A 20,158-nucleotide genomic window follows, 5' to 3' on the forward strand; every position below is an offset into this window, starting at 1 on the left:
AGGCCGACCATTCTGCGCCTAACAAAGTGTGTCACTCAACCCCAAGCCTGATAGCGTTTCTCAATAACCCGACAAACGTCTCTAAAACCAAAGTTTGAACCTCTCTTTGTAAACACCGCCTAAGCTGATGGATCAACCCACTTAGGAGAAAGAGCACGATGAGCCGTATCGAAACCGACAGCCTGGGTGAAGTGCACGTTCCTGAGGAGGCCTATTGGGGCGCTCAGACCCAGCGTTCGCTGATCAATTTTGCCATCGGCAACGAAAAAATGCCGCTGGACGTGCTGCACGCGTTGGCGCTCATCAAAAAGGCTGCAGCACGGGTCAATGATCGCAATGGCGATCTACCCGCCGACATCGCCCGCCTGATCGAACAGGCCGCCAATGAAGTACTCGACGGGCAACACGACGATCAATTTCCGTTGGCGGTCTGGCAGACCGGGAGCGGCACGCAAAGCAACATGAACGCCAATGAAGTGATCGCCGGGCGCGCCAATGAACTGGCTGGCAAAGGCCGGGGCGGCAAATCGCCGGTACACCCCAACGATCACGTCAATCGCTCGCAAAGCTCCAATGACTGCTTCCCGACCGCCATGCATATTGCAGTGGCCAAAGCGGTGAACAATCATTTGTTACCAGCTATCAATGAGTTGTCCGGGGGGCTGGCTGAATTGTCGGCTCGTCACATGAAACTGGTGAAAACCGGGCGCACGCACATGATGGACGCCACCCCGATCACCTTTGGGCAGGAAGTTTCGGCTTACATCGCACAACTGGACTACGCAGAAAGAGCTATCAATGCTGCCATGCCGGCCATTTACGAGTTGGCGCAAGGTGGCACAGCCGTGGGCACAGGGCTCAATGCCCCGCATGGTTTTGGTGAGGCCATTGCCGCAGAGCTGGCAGCCTTGTCCGGTTTACCGTTCATCACGGCGCCTAACAAGTTCGCCGCCCTGTCGGGCCACGAACCTTTGACCAATCTGTCCGGTGCCTTGAAAACCCTGGCAGTTGCCTTGATGAAACTGGCCAATGACTTCCGCTTACTGGGCTCAGGACCGCGTGCGGGTTTGGCCGAAATCAAACTGCCAGCCAATGAGCCAGGCAGCTCAATCATGCCGGGCAAGGTCAACCCCACCCAGTGCGAAGCACTGTCCATGTTGGCGTGCCAAGTCATGGGTAACGACGTCACCATCGGCTTTGCCGCCAGTCAGGGGCATCTGCAACTGAACGTCTACAAACCCGTCATCATTCATAACCTCTTGCAGTCCATCCAGCTCCTAGCGGACGGTTGCAGTAACTTCCAGGAACATTGCGTCAACGGCCTGGAAGTAGACGCTGCGAAAATGGCTGAACATCTGGAGCGAGGCTTGATGCTGGTTACCGCACTCAACCCGCATATTGGCTACGACAAATCTGCCGAAATTGCCAAGAAAGCCTACGCCGAAGGGTTGACCTTGCGCGAAGCCGCCCTGGAGTTGGGTTATCTGACCGACGAAGAATTTGATCAGTGGGTGCGACCCGAGAATATGCTGGGTTCAGGCAAGCATTGACAGGTTTTAGGGCGACTCTGTCGCCCTAGCGCCGTCTTCGCTTTTCAGCGTGCACTTATTTTTTGTGCTTTTTATCCTGCTTGTCGCGTTTTTCGAACGCGGCTTCCAACGAATCATTAATGGTGCGCAATACCTTGACCCGCGCCCAGCGCTTGTCATTGGCCTCTACTAATGTCCAGGGGGATATTTCAGTGCTGGTGCGATCAACCATGTCGCACACAGCCTTGCGATACAGGTCCCATTTTTCACGATTGCGCCAGTCTTCTTCAGTGATCTTGTAACGTTTGAACGGTATGGTTTCACGTTCTTGAAAGCGTTGGAGCTGGGTATCTTTATCAATCGCCAGCCAAAATTTGACGACGATCACCCCTGCATCACTGAGTTGTTCTTCAAAATCGTTTATCTCACCGTATGCACGCATCCAGTCGGCTTGAGTGCAGAACCCCTCAATCCGCTCAACCAGCACGCGGCCATACCACGAACGGTCAAAAATGGTGAATTTGCCGCGTGCCGGTATCTGTCGCCAAAAACGCCAAAGATAGGGTTGTGCCCGTTCATCTTCAGAGGGCGCAGCAATGGGCACGATGCTGTATTGACGCGGGTCCAGTGCTGCCGCCACACGTTTGATCGACCCGCCCTTGCCCGCCGCATCGTTGCCTTCAAAGACGGCCACCAGCGCATGACGACGCATGCGTTTGTCACGCATCAACCCCGAAAGACGAGCCTGCTCGGTAATCAGCTGTTCTTGATAGTCATCTTTCTCAAGGTGCAGAGTTAAGTCCAGGCAATCAAGCAGGCTCAGGCCGTCAATCACTTCAGGCAAGGGGGCAGCACTTGTTGGGCGAGCCTTGGGCTTGGGTGTATTGAGCGCTGCCTGTAAACCCTCAAGGATAATTTTGCCTACCGTCAGGCTGCGATAGTTAGGGTCCACCCCTTCAACGATGTTCCACGGTGCATAGTCCCGGCTGGTGCGTCGAATGACGCGTTCACCGAAGCGCACAAACCGGTCATAGGTCTTTGATTGCTGCCAATCGAGCGGACTGATCCGCCAGCTGTGCAATGGGTCATCTTGAAGGGCCTTCAAGCGGGCTTTCATTTGCTTTTTGGACAGGTGAAACCAAAATTTGAAAATCACTGCGCCTTCATTGCACAGCATCTTTTCCAGTCGTTCTGCGCCATTTATTGCCTGATCCAGGACCGCATCCTTGAAAACACCATGGACCCGGCCCTGCAACATCTGGCTGTACCAGTTACCAAAGAACGTCCCCATACGGCCTTTGGCCGGCAAATGTCGCCAATAACGCCAGGCCGCAGGGTGCGCCAGTTCCTCGTCAGTCTGAGTATCAAACGTGCGCACTTCGATCAAGCGCGGGTCCATCCACTCGCTGAGCAGCTTGACCGTCTCGCCCTTGCCTGCACCTTCAACGCCGTTGATCAGCACGATGACCGCCGACCGCTTCTGCTGATGAAGCTCATACTGAGCTTCAAGTAAGGCTTCGCGTAAGGCAGGCACTTCTTTGTCGTAGGTTTCTTTATCGATTGAATGACCGATTTCAGCTGATTCGAACATGGAAAACTCCCTGTCAAGTTGTCACAAGACTAGCGGATTGTGCCCGCCATGCAGCAAGAAACCTGCATCACCCTGCCAAGGATCAATCTCGCGTGGACCGATCAGCTAGAATGGCCGACTTGCCGTTGCCGAGCCGCACATGACTACTGAAATGCCCAATGCCCAGATCGACTGGGATGAACAAGGTCGCCCCCACTCTCGGGTGTACAACGATGTGTATTTTTCTGACAAATCGGGTCTGGAAGAGACGCGTTATGTGTTTATTGAACAAAACGCGCTGAAAGAACGCTTTGCAGCACTCCCCGCTAATGGTCAATGGGTCATTGGCGAAACAGGGTTCGGTACCGGGCTGAACTTTTTATGTGCCTGGCAGTTGTTCGATCAATGCGCCCCACCGAATGCGCGGCTGCATTTCATCAGTGCTGAAAAATATCCCCTCTCCCGTGAAGATTTAGAGAAGGCTTTAGCGTTGTGGCCCGAACTTGCCGTTTACAGCGGGCAGTTGATGGCGGCTTACTTTGCCATCCATCCCGGGTTTCAGACGCTGACGCTGGCCGATGGCCGGGTGACATTGACGCTACTGATCGGGGATGCGCAGGAACAATTTGCGCAGTTGGATGCACAGATTGACACGTGGTTTCTTGACGGGTTTGCCCCCGCGAAGAACCCAGACATGTGGACACCCGAACTGTTTGCCCAACTGGCACGCCTGGCCGCACCCGACGCCACAATCAGTACCTTTACCAGTACCGGCTGGGTACGCCGTGCACTGAACGACGCAGGCTTTAAAATGCGCCGTACACCGGGCATTGGCCATAAATGGGAAATTCTGCGTGGCACTTTTGTGGGTTTACCTGAACACCCGCTGGCCGTCACCTCGATAAAACCCTGGTATGCCCGCCCGCCTCAACCGGCAGGCGAACGCAAGGTACTGGTGATTGGTGGCGGGCTGTCCGGTTGCGCCAGCGCTAATAGTCTGGCCCGCCGGGGCTGGCAGGTGATGTTGCTGGAACGGCACGAACGACTGGCCAAAGAAGCGTCGGGCAACCCACAAGGCGTGTTGTATCTCAAGTTATCGGCTCACGGCACGACGCTGTCGCAGATGATTGTCAGCGGTTTCGGCTATACACGTCGTTTACTGGAGCAATTGCAACGCGGTCGCGACTGGGACGACTGTGGCGTTCTGCAACTGGGGTTTAATGCCAAGGAAGCTGCCCGGCAGGCGCAATTGGCTGCGGCATTCCCGCCAGCACTGGTCCACCTGCTTGATCAGCCACAAGCACAGGCACTCGCAGGTATTGAACTGTCCCATGGTGGGCTGTTTTACCCTGAAGGCGGCTGGGTTCATCCGCCGGCACTGTGCCAGTTCCAGGCCTTGCACCCGAATATCCAAGTGCTGACCCATCATGATGTGCTGCAACTGGAACAGATTGATGGCCAGTGGCTGGCCCGCCAGGGCGAGCAGGTATTGGCCAGTGCCCCTGTGGTCATTCTGGCCGGGGCCGCCGAAGTCAAACGCTTTGCGGCCACCACCGATTTACCACTCAAGCGAATTCGCGGGCAAATCACACAATTGATGGAGACGGCGCAAACGGCTGTTCTGAAAACCGTCGTGTGTGCAGAAGGCTATGTAGCACCCGGCCGTCTGGGTGAGCATACGCTGGGCGCCAGCTTTGACTTTCATAATGATGATTTGACCACCACACCAGCTGGACATCAGAGCAATATCGATCTGTTGCAGGAAATATCGGGTGATCTGGTTGAACGCTTTGGCGAGCAACTTGACCCCGAACATTTACAAGGATGGGCCGCCTTTCGCTGCACCAGCCCTGATTACTTGCCAATTGTGGGGCCTGTGTCAGACCCGGAACTTTTCCCCGACGCTTACGCCGTTTTACGTAAGGACGCCCGACAGGTTCCCAATACCCAGTGCCCTTGGCTGCAGGGCTTATACGTCAACAGCGGCCATGGGTCTCGTGGTTTGATTACCGCCCCTCTGTCAGGAGAAATCCTGGCGGCGTGGATAAACAACGACCCCCTGCCCGTGCCTCGCGGTATAGCAGAGGCGTGCCATCCCAATAGGTTTAACGTACGAGCCTTGATCAAAGGGCTGTAGAAGGCGATTCGAGATAAAAGGTCAGCGAATAAGCTCTTTGGCTTTTTCCAGGCAATCGGTGGCGCTGTCGATCGCAGCAACGGCTGTTATTGAAGCAGCGTTACCGTTTTCGCAGCGCTCCCCGATTATGACGAACTGAACATCCACTCCCCTGGCCGCAACCAAGGCCAAATAATCAGCACGGGGAATTCGTGCACCGCTTTCGTACCTACCTTGGGCGTTAACAGCCACGCCACCTACCTCTGCAAAAGCTGCTTGAGAAAGGCCTAAGCGCATTCGCTCAGACTTCAATCGTGCGCCAATAGTCATGCTCGATACTCCCTGAAACTAATATTAAGAGGCCGCTATCAGTGGCTAAGTTCCTTAATACCGCTCAACTCAAAATGGCTGTTCAAAGATTTAATTGAACGATCAGGCTGCCCATGCACTCGAAAAAACAGACAACTTACGGCGGCGCGCTCTGATGAGCCACTCGCGCCGAAAGGATCGGGAGACGGGTCAGAGCGCTAAACCCGATCCAAAACCGGGCCAAAATGTAACAGGCCCCGGAGACAAAAGGGTTTAAGCAGTATGTGTGGATTAGCTGGCGAGTTTCGTTTTGATCAACAACCTGCCGATCTGGCAGCCATCGAACGCATTACCCATCACCTGGCCCCCCGTGGCCCCGATGCCTGGGGATTCCACAGCCAGGGGCCAATTGCCCTCGGCCACCGCCGACTCAAAATCATGGACTTGTCAGACGCCTCGGCGCAGCCAATGGTCGACAGTCAGCTGGGGTTGTCACTGGCTTTCAACGGCGCCATCTATAATTTTCCTGAATTACGGGCCGAGCTGGAAAACCTGGGATATGGGTTTTACTCAGGCGGTGACACCGAAGTTCTTCTCAAGGGCTATCACGCCTGGGGCGAAGCCCTCCTGCCGAAACTCAATGGCATGTTTGCCTTTGCCATTTGGGAACGAGACGCTCAACGCCTGTTCATCGCCCGCGACCGGTTGGGCGTAAAACCTCTATACCTGTCGCGTACTGGCCAACGACTGCGCTTCGCCTCCACGCTACCGGCGTTGCTCAAAGGCGGTGATATCAACCCGATGCTCGACCCGGTCGCCCTCAATCATTACTTGAATTTTCATGCGGTGGTACCAGCGCCACGCACACTGGTTGCCGGCATTGAAAAACTGCCGCCAGCGACCTGGATGCGTATTGACTCCAACGGGCAGACCGAACAAAAAACCTGGTGGACCCTGCCCTACGGCCCCCATGCCGACGAAACTCATCTTGGCCTGGAAGACTGGCGCGATCGCGTACTGGATAGCACCCGCGAGGCGGTTGCCATTCGCCAGCGCGCGGCCGTTGATGTCGGCGTGCTGCTCTCGGGCGGTGTCGATTCCAGCTTGTTGGTGGGCCTGCTGAGGGAAGCAGGCGTACAAGATCTGTCGACTTTTTCAATCGGCTTTGAGGATGCAGGAGGGGAACGCGGTAACGAGTTCGAGTATTCGGATCTGATTGCCAAGCACTACGGCACCCGCCATCACCAGCTACGCATTGGTGAACACGAGATCATTGAGCAGTTGCCCGCAGCCTTCCGTGCCATGAGTGAGCCGATGGTCAGCCACGACTGCATTGCTTTTTATCTGCTTTCACGCGAGGTCGCCAAGCACTGCAAAGTGGTGCAGAGCGGCCAAGGTGCAGATGAGCTGTTTGCAGGCTATCACTGGTATCCGCAAGTGGATGGCGCCAGCGATCCGTATCAAGCCTATCGCCAAGCCTTTTTCGACCGCAGTTACGATGAATACAAAGCCACGGTGCAACCGAAATGGCTGACAGCCAATGACGCGGCTGGCGACTTTGTTCGTGAACATTTCGCCCAACCCGGTGCCGATGCAGGCGTAGACAAAGCCTTGCGTCTGGACAGCACGGTGATGCTGGTGGATGACCCGGTCAAACGCGTCGACAACATGACGATGGCCTGGGGCCTTGAAGCCCGCACGCCGTTTCTCGATTACCGCCTCGCCGAACTTTCGGCGCGCATCCCGGCCCGCTTCAAATTACCGGATGGCGGCAAGCAGGTGCTTAAAGAAGCCGCACGGCTGGTCATTCCCAGCGAGGTGATTGATCGCAAGAAAGGTTACTTCCCGGTGCCGGGCCTCAAGCATCTGCAAGGTGACACGCTCAATTGGGTCCGCGATCTGCTGCTGGACCCCAGCCAGGACCGAGGTCTTTTTCAGCCGGCCATGCTCGACACGCTGCTGACTAATCCGCACAGCCAACTGACTCCCCTCAACGGCTCCAAGCTCTGGCAACTGGCGGCACTCAACCTGTGGCTGAGTGAACAAGGAATCTGATCGATGAAACCCCTTGCTACGGCTTATAGCCAGCGCTTGCTGCGCGGTCAAACACCCTCTTATGAACGGCTGCAAGCGCGTTTTGCCGAAGACGGCAGCGCTCTGGATGCGCAGCCCGTGGCCGTACATTGCGGCTGGGGGCGACTGCTGATCGGGCACACGTTTCCCGACCCCGCCAGCCTTGCCGACGAATTGTTGAATGAACAACCGGGCGAGCGTGATATTGCGTTGTATGTGGCGGCTCCTCAGCAGGTGCTGGCGCAATCGCCCCAGCAACTCTTTCTGGATCCGTCCGACACGCTGCGCCTCTGGTTTACAGATTACCGCCCCGCTACCCGCGTATTTCGAGGCTTTCGCATCCGCAGGGCGCAAAACGACGCCGATTGGAGTGCAATCAATTCGTTGTACATGATGCGTAACATGCTGCCGATTGACCCTGCCTTGCTCACCGCACGGCATCAGGGCGGCCCGGTGTACTGGATCGCTGAAGATGAAGACAGCGGCGCAGTGATTGGCAGTGTGATGGGCCTCAATCATCACACCGCCTTCCATGATCCGGAAAACGGCAGCAGCCTGTGGTGCCTGGCCGTCGATCCGCAGTGTTCTCGCCCCGGTGTAGGCGAAGTACTGGTGCGCCACTTGATCGAACACTTTATGAGCCGGAGCCTGAGCTATCTGGATCTATCCGTGCTTCACGACAACCAGCAGGCCAAGAACCTGTATGGGAAGTTGGGTTTTCGTAACCTGTCGACGTTCGCCATCAAACGAAAAAACGGGATCAATCAGCCTCTTTTTCTAGGGCCGGGGCCTGAGGCAGGGCTCAATCCCTATGCGCGTATCTTGGTGGAAGAAGCCTACCGACGCGGGATTGACGTACAGATCGATGATGCCTCTTCAGGTTTGTTCACCCTGAGTCACGGGGGGCGCAAGATTCGCTGTAAAGAGTCACTGACCGATTTGACCAGCTCGATCAGCATGAGCCTGTGCCAGGACAAAAGCCTGACCCATAAAACCCTCAGCCTGGCCGGCCTGAACGTACCAACGCAGCAATTGGCCGGCAATGCTGATGACAATCTGGCATTTCTCGAAGAACACGGTCGCATCGTGGTCAAGCCGCTGGACGGCGAACAGGGCAATGGCGTGGCGGTGGATCTTGACACCTTCGAACAGGTACAGGTCGCCGTCGAGGCCGCTCGTTCGTTCGACCATCGCGTACTGCTGGAAAGCTTTCACCCAGGGCTTGACCTGCGCATTGTAGTCATCGGTTTTGAAATGGTGGCTGCGGCAATCAGACGACCGGCACAGGTTATCGGTGATGGCCATCACAGCATCCTTCAATTGATCGAAGCTCAAAGCCGTCGACGTCAGGCTGCCACCGATGGTGAAAGCCGCATCCCGCAAGACGCAGAAACGCTGCGCGCCGTGCAAGCAGCGGGCTATGAATATGACAGTGTATTACCGGCAGGCGAACTGCTGGCGGTGCGCAAAACCGCCAATCTGCACACGGGTGGATGCCTGGAAGATGTCACCGCCATTTTGCATCCTGTACTCAAGGACGCGGCCATTCGTGCCGCCCGTGCGCTGGATATTCCAGTGGTCGGGCTGGACATGATGGTGTCAGCCGCTGATCAGCCCGAGTACGTGTTTATCGAAGCCAATGAACGCGCCGGGCTGGCCAACCACGAACCGCAACCCACCGCCGAGCGCTTTATAGATTTGCTCTTCCCTCACAGTCAGCCTGCGCCCTGAGTGCAGCCGCTGAACGTCATTCGGGCTCGCCGCATTCACTTGCGCGGCGAGCCTCGCCTCAGGAGGCCTTATGAACCGCACCATCCTTGAACCCGACCTCGATTACCTGCAACGGGTATTACTGGAGATGCTGGCCATTCCCAGCCCCACCGGTTTCACCGACACCATCGTGCGCTATGTGGCCGAACGCCTTGAAGAGCTGGGCATTCCTTTTGAGTTGACGCGACGTGGCACCCTGCGCGCGACGTTGAAAGGTCAGAAAAGCAGTCCGGACCGAGCCGTCTCAGCGCATCTGGATACCATCGGCGCCAGTGTTCGCGCCATTAAAGACAACGGTCGGTTAGTACTCGCGCCTGTCGGTTGCTGGTCCAGCCGTTTCGCTGAAGGCAGCCGCGTCAGCCTGTTTACTGACAATGGCGTGATACGTGGCAGCGTACTGCCGCTGATGGCTTCAGGCCATGCATTCAATACGGGCGTCGACGAATTGCCTATCAGTTGGGATCACATCGAGTTGCGACTGGACGCGTACTGCGCCACGCGAGCGGACTGTGATTCGCTGGGTATTAATGTTGGCGATTTTGTTGCGTTCGATCCGCTGCCTGAATTCACCGATAGTGGGCATATCAGTGCCCGTCATCTGGACGATAAGGCCGGCGTTGCTGCACTGCTGGCGGCCTTGAAAGCGATTGTGGAAAGTGGCGAACAACCTCAAATTGACTGCCATCCGCTGTTCACCATTACCGAAGAAACCGGCAGTGGCGCCGCGGCTGCATTGCCTTGGGATGTCAGCGAGTTTGTCGGGATTGATATTGCGCCCGTGGCTCCCGGACAACACTCCAGTGAGCATGCGGTCAGTGTGGCCATGCAGGATTCGGGGGGGCCGTATGACTATCACTTGTCGCGGCACTTGTTGCGTCTGGGTGCAGAAAACGAATTGCCGGTGCGCCGGGATATGTTCCGCTATTACTTCAGCGATGCGCATTCAGCCGTAACGGCGGGGCATGACATTCGTTGTGCGCTGCTGGCCTTCGGTTGTGATGCGACCCACGGTTATGAGCGAACCCACATCGACAGCCTGGCAGCGCTAAGTCGTCTGTTGGGAGCTTACATGATGAGCCCGCCGGTCTTTGCCAGCGATGCGCAACCGGCGCAAGGATCACTGGACCGCTTTAGCCATCAGATTGAGCACGATGCGCAGATGGAGAGCGACACGCGAGTGCCGTCAGTGGAGAGTTTGGTGGGGGATAATCGGGACTAAGATCAAAAGCCCCTCACCCTAGCCCTCTCCCAGAGGGAGAGGGAACTGAATGGGGGAGGCTTGGGGTTTTCTAGATTCCGAAGGCATTGCATTGAATCTGAAATCGACTTGATTGAGCTCCCTCTCCCTCCGGGAGAGGGTTGGGGTGAGGGCGTTTTTACACCTGCGATTGCGCCCCTTCAAACCAAGCCAGTTTCTCGCGCAACAATACGACTTCACCGACGATGACCAGTGTCGGCGCATGCACTTCATGTTCAGCCACCAAGGTCGGCAGATCCGCCAGCGTGCCAGTAAACACCCGCTGATTGGACGTCGTGCCCTGCTGAATCAAGGCCGCCGGAGTATCTGCAGAACGGCCATGTTTGATCAGCTGTTCACAGATGATCGGCAAGCCGATCAGGCCCATGTAGAACACCAACGTTTGCGCCGGAGCAACCAAATCGTTCCACGGCAAATTGCTGGTGCCATCCTTCAAGTGACCCGTCACGAAACGCACAGACTGCGCGTAATCGCGATGCGTCAGCGGAATCCCGGCATAGGCGGCACACCCGCTGGCGGCGGTAATACCCGGCACGACCTGAAACGGGATGCCATGTGCTGCCAGCTCTTCGATTTCTTCACCACCACGGCCAAAGATAAACGGGTCGCCGCCCTTGAGCCGCACGACACGCTTGCCTTGCTTGGCCAACGTGACCAGTTGCTGATTGATCTGCTCCTGCGGCACGGCATGATCAGCGCGACGCTTGCCGACATATACACGCTCGGCATCACGGCGGCACAGTTCAAGAATCGCTGGCGCCACCAGACGGTCGTAAAGCACCACATCCGCTTGCTGCATTAGCCGCAAAGCGCGGAAAGTCAGCAGGTCAGGATCCCCCGGCCCGGCGCCCACAAGGTAGACCTCACCCGTGGTAATCGCTGCTTCGCCGTTAATCTTGGCGAGGAGCAGACGTTCCGCTTCACCGCCCTGCCCGGCCAATTGGCGATCAGCAATGGGGCCTTGAAAGACGTCTTCCCAGAACCCGCGACGCTGTTGAACATCGGGAAACAACCCTTTGACCTGAGTACGAAAGCGCGCGGCAAGACCGGCCAACTGTCCGTAAGTCGACGGAATCCAGGTTTCAATCTTGGCCCGAATCAAGCGCGCCAGTACCGGCGCGTCGCCACCACTGGAAATAGCGATGACCAACGGAGAACGGTCGACAATGGCGGGGAAAATAACGCTGCACAAGGCTGGCGCATCCACCACATTAACCGGCACACAGCGCCGATGGGCATCCGCCGAGACTTGCGCATTAAGCGGCTCGTCATCGGTGGCGGCAATGATCAGCACACACCCGTCAAGGTCCGACTCAACATAGCCGCGCAAGATCTGCTCACCGCCACTGCTGAGAATCAACTCGCATAGCTGCGGTTCTATAGCGGGTGCGACAACCCGCAATACGGCGCCGGCATCGGCCAGCAGCCGGGATTTGCGCAAGGCAATTTCCCCGCCGCCGACCACCAGCACACGACTGCCCCGCAAGTTATGAAACAGCGGCAGAAACTCCATTTAGCCGATAACCTCAATACCGCCCATATAGGGCTTAAGTACTTCTGGCACGCGAATCGAGCCATCAGCCTGCTGGTAGTTTTCCAGTACGGCAACCAGGGTACGGCCTACTGCCAGACCGGAGCCGTTAAGGGTGTGCACCAGCTCGGGCTTGTTGGTTTCCGGGTTACGGAAACGTGCTTGCATGCGACGGGCCTGGAAATCGCCACAGTTGGAGCACGACGAAATTTCGCGGTATTTGTCCTGGCTCGGGATCCACACTTCAAGGTCGTAGGTCTTGATAGCGCTGAAACCCATGTCGCCCGTGCACAATGCGAGTGTGCGGTAAGGCAATTCGAGCAGTTGCAAGACTTTCTCGGCGTTTCCAACCAAACCTTCCAGTGCTTGCATCGAAGTGGAAGGCTCAACGATCTGCACCATCTCAACTTTGTCGAACTGGTGCTGGCGGATCATGCCGCGAGTGTCGCGACCCGATGCGCCCGCTTCACTGCGAAAGCACGGCGTGTGAGCCACGAACTTGATCGGCAGGGCTTTGTGCTCGACGATTTCACCGGCAACGATGTTGGTCAGCGTGACTTCAGCCGTTGGAATCAGGTAAAAATCAGCCTCGCCTTCGCGGCTGATCTTGAACAGTTCTTCTTCGAACTTAGGCAGTTGACCCGTGCCTTGCAGCGCTGGCGCTTGAACCAGATAAGGCGTGTAGGCCTCTTCGTAGCCGTGTTCACCGGTGTGCAGGTTGATCATGAACTGCGCCAACGCGCGATGCAGACGTGCGATCGGGCCACGCAGCAACGCAAAACGCGCACCGGACAATTTGGCGGCGGTTTCAAAATCCAGCCAGCCGTACTGCTCGCCCAGCGCCACGTGGTCCTTGATTTCAAAATCAAAGACCTTAGGCGTGCCCCAGCGGCGAATTTCAACGTTGTCGTCTTCATCAGCCCCTACCGGCACGGAAGCATCCGGCAGGTTGGGCAGGCTCAGCAGGATTGAATCCAACTCAGTCTGGATCGCTTCCAGCTGCACTTTGGCGTTGGCCAAGTCAGTGCCCATGGTCTCGACGCTGGCCATCAACGGCGCGATGTCTTCACCGCGCGCTTTGGCTTGACCGATACTTTTGGAGATCGCATTACGCTCGGCCTGCAACTTTTCGGTCAGAGTCTGGACTTCTTTACGCTGGGCTTCGAGCGCATCGATGCGCGTCACGTCCAGCTTGAAGCCTCGGGATGCCAGGCGATCCGCTACGTCCTGAAGGTTGCTACGTAACAGTTTGGAATCGAGCATGTCGGTTTCTCGTTTATCAAAGTTTGGTCAGGGACAGGCCAGCCCATGTTGCGAGCAGCCCGCCGAATACGCTGAGAGCTGCATAGCCCAGTGCCAATGGCACTTGCCCGCTTTCAAGCAGGCGCACCGTATCCAGTGAAAAGGATGAAAAAGTAGTCAAGCCACCCAAAAAGCCCACCATCAGTCCTGCTCGGACTTCGATTGGCACCTCTGGGCGTATCAAGAAAAGGCCGTACAAAACGCCTATCAGCAGGCAGCCGACGATATTAACGGCCAATGTCGCGGTATAGAAGTGCCGCGGCCAATTGGCATTAATCCAGTTGCCTGTGGCGAACCGCAACAAGGTTCCGGCAATGCCGCCCGCCGAGACGGCCAAGACCAATGGAATCAAGGCTTTCTCCGCTTCAGGGGGCTTGCGCGATCCAGTGCAGCGAGGTGTTTGAGCTTCTCGCCGATTTTAAGCTCAAGACCGCGTGGCACCGGCTGATAGAGCGCTAAAGGCTCCAGCTCATCCGGGAAGTAATCTTCACCCGCCGCGTAAGCATCGGGCTCATCATGGGCGTAACGGTATTCGTCGCCGTACCCCAGTTGTTTCATCAGCTTGGTCGGTGCATTACGCAAATGCAAAGGGACTTCGAGGGAGCCGTACTCGGAAGCGCTGCGCAGTGCTGCTTTAAACCCCATGTACACCGCATTGCTTTTAGGCGCACACGCTAGATAGGTGATGGCCTGCGCCACAGCCAGCTCGCCTTCCGGACTGCCCAGGCGCTCCTGCACGTCCCAGGCCGCCAGGCACAGGCTCAAGGCCCGCGGGTCGGCATTGCCAATATCTTCACTGGCCATGCGCACGACACGGCGGGCGATGTACAGCGGGTCACAACCGCCATCAATCATCCGCGCAAACCAATACAAGGCGCCGTCAGGATTGGAGCCGCGCACCGATTTATGCAGGGCCGATATCTGATCGTAAAACGCCTCGCCGCCCTTGTCGAAACGACGCTGAGTATCGCCCAGCAGGCTTTGCAGCAGGTCAGAGCCTATTTCACTGTTGTCTTCAGCCAGATCGGCGGCGTTTTCCAGCAAATTCAACAAGCGCCGACCATCGCCGTCGGCTGCACGCAGCAATATTTGGAAGCCTTCATCGCTGAGGGTCAAACCGCGTTTGCCTAGCCCCTTGTCTTCAGTCAGCGCACGCTGAACAAGCCTTTTCAGAGCCGTCTCATCAAGGCTTTTGAGCACATACACCCGCGCCCGCGAGAGCAGTGCGTTGTTTAGCTCAAACGAAGGGTTTTCGGTGGTGGCCCCGATAAAAATCAGGGTACCGTCCTCGACATAAGGCAAAAAGGCATCTTGCTGTGACTTGTTGAAACGGTGTACTTCATCAACAAACAGGATGGTTCGGCGACCATATTGACCGGCCTGCTGTTTGGCAATTTCTACCGCCTGACGAATCTCTTTGACCCCGGCCAACACGGCAGACACCGTTTCAAAATGCGCTTCGGAGACTTCAGCCAGAAGTCGGGCCAAGGTGGTTTTACCCACCCCCGGCGGCCCCCAGAAAATCATCGAATGCAGCGCCCCCTGCTCCAGCGCTTCGCGCAAGGGCTTGCCCCGGGCGAGCAGGTGCTGCTGGCCGACGTACTCGTCCAGATTGGCCGCGCGCAAGCGAGCAGCCAAGGGTTGAGCAATCGGGGCACTTCGAAACAAATCCATGGGCAACGCTTAAACCTCTTGTTCCAGGATTATTCCTGGATGACATCAACCCCTTTCGGGATAACGAACTTGAATTTACTGGCAGGGATCGGCTCGTTGGCCTTTACACCGCTAAACACAATGTCAGTACGCTGACCTATGCTGTCCATCAGGCGCATGTTGTTGATCATGCCATTGCGAAAGGACAGGTTCAGCGAATCGAATAGCGTGTCTTTGGTCTTGGGCTTAAGGGTGAATTCCATGACCTCTCCTGCCTGCTTTGAACTGATATCAAAGCTTTCACTGATCTTCGACACGTCACCCGACAACAACAAAGCTGGCGTCTGTGTCAGGCGCTGATCCAGCTTTTTGATGGTGACCTGCTCCAGATCCGGGTCCCAGAGGGTTACTTTCTGACCGTCTGAAATCATCGTTTGCTCTTGCGGAGCTTCGGTGTGCCAGTAAAACAGGCCCGGGCGCTGCACCGACATTTCACCCTTGGCTTCCTGCAACTGCGTGCCACCGGCGGCCAGCGTCAGTTGCGAAAAATTAGCCGAGATGGTCTTCGACTTCTCAAGCAACTGGCTCAAACGCGTGACATCCTGGGCATCAGCATGAGCTGAAAGTGACGAAAAAGCCAAAATCGGTAGCAACAACATGCTGGTAAAACGCATGAGAATCCTCATTGATTAGTTGAACGCCACTCGCGGGGTACCCGCGAGCAGATCAATCGCGCATCGGAGCTGGCGCCAGCACTTCGCGCGAGCCATTAGTGTTCATTGCCGTAACCACACCGGCCATTTCCATGGACTCGATCATACGGGCGGCGCGGTTATAGCCAATCTTAAGTTTGCGCTGCACGGCAGAGATGGAGGCGCGACGACTTTCCAGTACAAACTGGACAGCTTCGTCATACAGCGCGTCGGTCTCGCTGTCTTCGCTGCCTTCGCCGCTGCCACCTTCAAAGCCACTGCCGGCCTCTTCAACGCCGTTAAGAATGTCGTCGTTATAGTCCGGGCTGCCGCGCAGCTTCCATGCCTCAACCACGCGGTGCACTTCTTCGTCAGACACAAATGCACCATGCACCCGAATCGGCAGGCTGGTGCCCGGCGGCATGTAAAGCATGTCACCGTGACCCAACAGTTGCTCGGCACCGCCTTGATCGATGATGGTGCGCGAATCGATCTTGCTCGACACCTGAAACGCCATGCGGGTCGGAATGTTGGCCTTGATCAGACCCGTTATCACGTCCACCGACGGGCGCTGGGTAGCGAGAATCAAGTGGATACCTGCCGCCCGCGCCTTCTGGGCAATACGGGCGATCAGTTCTTCAACCTTTTTGCCGACGATCATCATCATGTCGGCAAACTCGTCCACCACCACCACAATGGTCGGCAACTTGGTCAGCAAAGGCGCTTCGTCGTGAATGCTTTCACGCTTGTACAGAGGATCGCTCAGCGGTTCGCCCGCCGCCTCGGCATCTTTGATCTTCTGGTTGAAGCCGGCGAGGTTACGCACGCCCATCTTGGCCATCAGCTTGTAGCGGCGTTCCATCTCGGCAACGCTCCAGCGCAAGGCATTGGCGGCATCTTTCATGTCGGTCACGACCGGACACAGCAAGTGCGGGATGCCTTCATAGATCGACAGCTCAAGCATTTTCGGGTCGATCATGATCAGCTTGGCGTCTTCAGGCCCAGACTTGAAGAGGATCGACAAGATCATGGCGTTGACACCGACCGACTTACCGGAGCCTGTTGTACCGGCCACCAGCAAGTGCGGCATTTTGGCGAGGTCGGTGATCACCGGCTTGCCACCGATGTCGTGGCCCAAAGCCAGCGTCACAGGTGATTTAGCGTTGTCGAATTCAGGCGTGGACAGCACTTCACTGAAACGCACGATCTGACGGTCTTCGTTAGGGATTTCGATACCGACCGTGGTTTTGCCAGGAATTACTTCAACCACCCGCACACTGGTCACCGCGAGTGAACGCGCCAAGTCTTTGGCCAGGTTGGCGATACGGCTGACCTTGACCCCGGCTGCCGGTTGAATTTCGTAGCGGGTAATTACCGGGCCGGGGTGGATCGAGTCAACGGCAACTTCAACCCCGAATTCCTTGAGCTTGATTTCAAGCAAGTGGCCCACGGCCGCCAAGGATTCCGGTGAGTAGTTGAGTTGTTTCTTCTCTGCCGGATCGAGAATGGAAATGGGCGGCAATGTACCTTCAACCGCGCTGTCGACAAACAAAGGCGCTTGTTTCTCTTTCTGCACGCGTTTGCTGGGTTCAGGCGCTTTGGTCGGCACAGGCGTGATCACCGCCGGCACATGCTTTTCGCGCTCGGACATGTGTTTGGTCAGCGCTTGTTCGCGTTCGATCAAACGCTCTTTGGCCTTGGCCTGTTCACGCTTGTCGGAAACGCTGGGAGCAACCACTTCATTGACGCGAGTGTCGACTTCACGCAATTGCGCGACCAGTTGCTTGCGCTCGTTACGGTCCGACCACCAGCGATTGGCAGCGCCCTGAATGAGCTCAAACAGGTCGAGTGTGATTTTGCCGGTCATGTCCATGACCTTGAACCATGAGAGGTCGGTAAACACCGTCAAACCGAACAGGAACAAGGCAATCAGCAATAGGGTGCTGCCCTGGATATTCAGGGCATTTTTGGCCAGATCACCCAGGCTTTCGCCCAGTGCACCACCCGCGCCAGCAGGCAGCCCCGCCGCTGAATGAAAATGAATATGGGCCAATGCCGCTCCGGAGAGCACCAGGAACAGCAACCCGACAAGACGCCATGAAAACAGCAGACCGCTCCACTGCCACGGTTGATGCCGTTCGCGGAAGATCTGATAAGCCTTGATTGCCAACAACAACGGGAAGATGTAGGCGAAATAACCCAGCACCATGAACAGGATGTCAGCGCTGTAGGAACCCGCAGGCCCACCGAAGTTCTGCACATCGACGATACGGCTGTTGTGGCTCCAGCCAGGATCATCCTTGGCATAGGTCAGCAAGGCCATGATCATGAACAGGCAGAGGGCGCCGATAGCGATCAGCGCACCTTCCTTGAGCCGGTAGTGCAATTGCTGACGCCAGAGAGGAACTACTTTGGGTGCTGCTGTGGATTTCTTCAAAACGGGTCTTTTCCTGCGCCTGTGGCGCGCCCAACTATTAATTGACTAAATTGACTGCAAGCTACTACGCGCTACCGGATACTGGACTCGCGCTGCGTGACGCTTGGTACTATCAACCACCGTTGTCAACGCTGGTACGCATGCAGTTTAGATCAGCTCAAACAGGCGAGCCATTGTACGGGTTTAAGCCGCTGTTGCCACGCCGACGCATGCGCCAGGCCCATGAGCACCGTAAATACATGTGAAGCGCTGATTTGAGCATGCATTATCTTTTGTGACAAAGACTTATAGCACTGCAAAACAGCAACTGGATCTGATCGGCAGACCGATTGAGACCGCATTGGCGCAGTAGAGTTGCAGGCGCCCTCCCCCCCACCTGCACAAGACGAATCATCATGTTGACCTGGTTAAAACGCGACACCCTTACATTTCCGCCCCTGACCAAGGCCATGCGCGAGCCCAACGGGCTACTGGCAGCGGGCGGAGACCTGTCAGCAGACCGCTTGGTTCAGGCCTATCGTCATGGCTGTTTCCCGTGGTTTTCCGAAGGCCAGCCTATTCTCTGGTGGTCGCCTGATCCACGCACAGTGCTCTTTCCTGAAGAACTGCATGTGTCACGCAGCCTGGCCAAGCTTTTGCGCCAGCAACGCTATCAGGTGAGCTTTGATCGCGATTTCGAGGCAGTCATCCAAGCCTGCGCCGCCCCTCGCCGCGATGCAGACGGCACATGGATTACCGACGACATGCAAAATGCCTACACCGAGCTCCACGCTCGAGGCCATGCGCATTCTGTGGAAGTGTGGGACCACGGCGAACTGGTTGGAGGCCTTTATGGCTTGGCCATGGGTCAGCTTTTTTTTGGTGAATCCATGTTCAGTCGTGCTGACAACGCATCAAAATTTGGCTTTGTCACGCTGGTAAAGCACCTTCAGGCATGGGGCTTCGTGCTCATCGACTGCCAGATGGCGACTCGCCACCTTGAAAGTCTCGGCGCACGATCCATCCCGCGCCAGCAATTCGCCGACTACTTGCGCGACCATCTGGACCAGCCTACAACGGCACAATGGGACTTAAACCTGTAGGTACCGCAAGATAACGGGCGTTTTACAGACGTTTTTTGCGCACTGTCTTACACTTAATTCAAAGATTTCCCGAGGGCCAATCATGACCGAGCTGGCGCGCTTGAAGTTTTATGCCACTCAACCTCACGTTTGCAGCTACCTGCCCGAAGAACAGGCGACTACGCTGTTTCTCGACCCCAGCCAGCCAATGGATGTGCAGGTCTATGCCGATTTGTCCGAAATGGGCTTTCGACGCAGCGGCGACCACCTTTACCGGCCCCATTGCCTGAAGTGCGATGCCTGCACGGCTGCACGCATTCCAGTGGCACGATTCGTACCCAATCGTCAGCAAAAGCGCATTCTGAAACGCAACGCCGACTTGCAGGTTACGGCGGTCAAGCCGTGCTTCAGCGAAGAAAACTTCGATCTTTATCAGCGCTATATCGAACAACGCCATGCCGATGGCGACATGTACCCGCCCAGCCGCGATCAATTTTCGACTTTTCTGGTACGCGACCTGCCGTTCTCGACATTTTATGAGTTCCGTCTCGACGGACGCTTGTTGGCCGTTGCGGTAACCGATGTGCTGCCAAACGGGTTATCGGCTGTGTACACCTTCTACGAACCCGAGGAAGAACGCCGCAGCCTGGGCCGTTACGGGATCCTCTGGCAGATCGCAGAAACACGGCGCATGGGGCTTGATAACCTGTACCTGGGGTACTGGATCAAGAACTGCAAGAAGATGAATTACAAGACTGAATACCGCCCGATTGAGCTGCTGATAAATCAGAGATGGAGCAGTGTTAACTGAACCCTTGGCTTAAACCCCATTTTTCGGGCACAATGCACGCCGCTTT

The 20,158-nt window shown here is 56.4% G+C and carries 15 protein-coding genes; 7 read left to right on the plus strand and 8 right to left on the minus strand.

All coding sequences use genetic code 11. The features are described 5' to 3' along the window. Positions 1-158: 158 nt before the first annotated feature. Positions 159-1,550 carry a class II fumarate hydratase gene (locus EQV93_RS09410; protein ID WP_240891440.1) on the plus strand — a complete coding sequence of 464 codons (1,392 nt, stop codon included), beginning with the start codon at positions 159-161 and terminating at the stop codon, positions 1,548-1,550. Positions 1,551-1,605: 55 nt separating this feature from the next. Here EQV93_RS09410 and pap read toward each other — a convergent pair whose 3' ends face one another. Continuing rightward, positions 1,606-3,120, minus strand: a complete 1,515-nt coding sequence (gene pap, locus EQV93_RS09415; protein ID WP_240891441.1) for a polyphosphate:AMP phosphotransferase — start codon at positions 3,118-3,120, stop codon at positions 1,606-1,608. Between the two features lie 139 nt (positions 3,121-3,259). On the opposite strand from pap, the gene mnmC reads away from it, so the two are divergent. Further along, on the plus strand, positions 3,260-5,236 hold the full coding sequence (gene mnmC / locus EQV93_RS09420) for a bifunctional tRNA (5-methylaminomethyl-2-thiouridine)(34)-methyltransferase MnmD/FAD-dependent 5-carboxymethylaminomethyl-2-thiouridine(34) oxidoreductase MnmC (protein WP_240891442.1): 1,977 nt from the start codon (positions 3,260-3,262) through the stop codon (positions 5,234-5,236). A 21-nt stretch (positions 5,237-5,257) separates the two neighbouring features. Here the strand turns inward: mnmC and EQV93_RS09425 are convergent, their stop codons facing one another. Beyond that, positions 5,258-5,545: a helix-turn-helix domain-containing protein gene (locus EQV93_RS09425; protein ID WP_146383753.1), complete on the minus strand. Its 288-nt coding sequence runs from the start codon at positions 5,543-5,545 to the stop codon at positions 5,258-5,260. Between the two features lie 261 nt (positions 5,546-5,806). Here EQV93_RS09425 and EQV93_RS09430 point away from each other — a divergent pair, with 261 nt between their 5' ends. The 3 genes from EQV93_RS09430 to EQV93_RS09440 all read left to right on the plus strand — a co-directional run bounded on the left by EQV93_RS09430 (position 5,807) and on the right by EQV93_RS09440 (position 10,586). Next, positions 5,807-7,579, plus strand: a complete 1,773-nt coding sequence (locus EQV93_RS09430; RefSeq protein WP_240891443.1) for an N-acetylglutaminylglutamine amidotransferase — start codon at positions 5,807-5,809, stop codon at positions 7,577-7,579. 3 nt (positions 7,580-7,582) lie between these two features. After that, on the plus strand, positions 7,583-9,328 hold the full coding sequence (gene ngg, locus EQV93_RS09435; RefSeq protein WP_122783272.1) for an N-acetylglutaminylglutamine synthetase: 1,746 nt from the start codon (positions 7,583-7,585) through the stop codon (positions 9,326-9,328). Between the two features lie 70 nt (positions 9,329-9,398). Continuing rightward, positions 9,399-10,586 (plus strand): osmoprotectant NAGGN system M42 family peptidase, encoded by a 1,188-nt coding sequence (locus EQV93_RS09440; protein WP_122783271.1) that lies wholly within the window; start codon positions 9,399-9,401, stop codon positions 10,584-10,586. Between the two features lie 157 nt (positions 10,587-10,743). Here the strand turns inward: EQV93_RS09440 and cysG are convergent, their stop codons facing one another. Genes cysG through EQV93_RS09470 form a run of 6 tightly spaced genes read right to left on the minus strand, consistent with a single transcriptional unit; the run spans position 10,744 to position 18,240 of the window. Next, positions 10,744-12,138, minus strand: coding sequence for a siroheme synthase CysG (gene cysG, locus EQV93_RS09445; RefSeq protein WP_122783270.1), 1,395 nt, complete (start codon positions 12,136-12,138; stop codon positions 10,744-10,746). Then, positions 12,139-13,419: a serine--tRNA ligase gene (gene serS, locus EQV93_RS09450; protein ID WP_240891444.1), complete on the minus strand. Its 1,281-nt coding sequence runs from the start codon at positions 13,417-13,419 to the stop codon at positions 12,139-12,141. 16 nt (positions 13,420-13,435) lie between these two features. Further along, positions 13,436-13,810 carry a fluoride efflux transporter CrcB gene (crcB, locus tag EQV93_RS09455; protein ID WP_122783268.1) on the minus strand — a complete coding sequence of 125 codons (375 nt, stop codon included), beginning with the start codon at positions 13,808-13,810 and terminating at the stop codon, positions 13,436-13,438. Continuing rightward, positions 13,807-15,132, minus strand: coding sequence for a replication-associated recombination protein A (locus tag EQV93_RS09460; RefSeq protein ID WP_122783267.1), 1,326 nt, complete (start codon positions 15,130-15,132; stop codon positions 13,807-13,809). Before EQV93_RS09460 ends, crcB begins: the two co-directional genes overlap by 4 nt. 29 nt (positions 15,133-15,161) lie before the next feature. Further along, positions 15,162-15,785, minus strand: a complete 624-nt coding sequence (gene lolA / locus EQV93_RS09465) for an outer membrane lipoprotein chaperone LolA (RefSeq protein WP_146383757.1) — start codon at positions 15,783-15,785, stop codon at positions 15,162-15,164. A gap of 52 nt (positions 15,786-15,837) precedes the next feature. Further along, positions 15,838-18,240 carry a DNA translocase FtsK gene (locus EQV93_RS09470; RefSeq protein WP_122783265.1) on the minus strand — a complete coding sequence of 801 codons (2,403 nt, stop codon included), beginning with the start codon at positions 18,238-18,240 and terminating at the stop codon, positions 15,838-15,840. Positions 18,241-18,635: 395 nt separating this feature from the next. On the opposite strand from EQV93_RS09470, the gene aat reads away from it, so the two are divergent. Both aat and EQV93_RS09480 read left to right on the plus strand, forming a co-directional pair. Beyond that, the gene (aat, locus tag EQV93_RS09475; protein WP_122783264.1) at positions 18,636-19,322 is read left to right on the plus strand and encodes a leucyl/phenylalanyl-tRNA--protein transferase; all 687 of its coding nucleotides are present in this window, start codon (positions 18,636-18,638) and stop codon (positions 19,320-19,322) included. An 82-nt stretch (positions 19,323-19,404) separates the two neighbouring features. Next, on the plus strand, positions 19,405-20,112 hold the full coding sequence (locus EQV93_RS09480) for an arginyltransferase (RefSeq protein ID WP_240891445.1): 708 nt from the start codon (positions 19,405-19,407) through the stop codon (positions 20,110-20,112). Positions 20,113-20,158: the final 46 nt, after the last annotated feature.

It is taken from the genome of Pseudomonas sp. TMW22091, assembly GCF_022496705.1.
Taxonomy (GTDB): Bacteria; Pseudomonadota; Gammaproteobacteria; order Pseudomonadales; family Pseudomonadaceae; genus Aquipseudomonas; species Aquipseudomonas saxonica.

Excerpts from the sequence above, each read along its gene's own strand:
- EQV93_RS09410 (WP_240891440.1), top strand. The coding sequence starts at position 159 with ATGAGCCGTATCGAAACCGACAGCCTGGGTGAAGTGCACGTTCCTGAG.
- pap (WP_240891441.1), bottom strand. The coding sequence starts at position 3,120 with ATGTTCGAATCAGCTGAAATCGGTCATTCAATCGATAAAGAAACCTAC.
- mnmC (WP_240891442.1), top strand. The coding sequence starts at position 3,260 with ATGACTACTGAAATGCCCAATGCCCAGATCGACTGGGATGAACAAGGT.
- EQV93_RS09425 (WP_146383753.1), bottom strand. The coding sequence starts at position 5,545 with ATGACTATTGGCGCACGATTGAAGTCTGAGCGAATGCGCTTAGGCCTT.
- EQV93_RS09430 (WP_240891443.1), top strand. The coding sequence starts at position 5,807 with ATGTGTGGATTAGCTGGCGAGTTTCGTTTTGATCAACAACCTGCCGAT.
- ngg (WP_122783272.1), top strand. The coding sequence starts at position 7,583 with ATGAAACCCCTTGCTACGGCTTATAGCCAGCGCTTGCTGCGCGGTCAA.
- EQV93_RS09440 (WP_122783271.1), top strand. The coding sequence starts at position 9,399 with ATGAACCGCACCATCCTTGAACCCGACCTCGATTACCTGCAACGGGTA.
- cysG (WP_122783270.1), bottom strand. The coding sequence starts at position 12,138 with ATGGAGTTTCTGCCGCTGTTTCATAACTTGCGGGGCAGTCGTGTGCTG.
- serS (WP_240891444.1), bottom strand. The coding sequence starts at position 13,419 with ATGCTCGATTCCAAACTGTTACGTAGCAACCTTCAGGACGTAGCGGAT.
- EQV93_RS09460 (WP_122783267.1), bottom strand. The coding sequence starts at position 15,132 with ATGGATTTGTTTCGAAGTGCCCCGATTGCTCAACCCTTGGCTGCTCGC.
- lolA (WP_146383757.1), bottom strand. The coding sequence starts at position 15,785 with ATGCGTTTTACCAGCATGTTGTTGCTACCGATTTTGGCTTTTTCGTCA.
- aat (WP_122783264.1), top strand. The coding sequence starts at position 18,636 with ATGTTGACCTGGTTAAAACGCGACACCCTTACATTTCCGCCCCTGACC.
- EQV93_RS09480 (WP_240891445.1), top strand. The coding sequence starts at position 19,405 with ATGACCGAGCTGGCGCGCTTGAAGTTTTATGCCACTCAACCTCACGTT.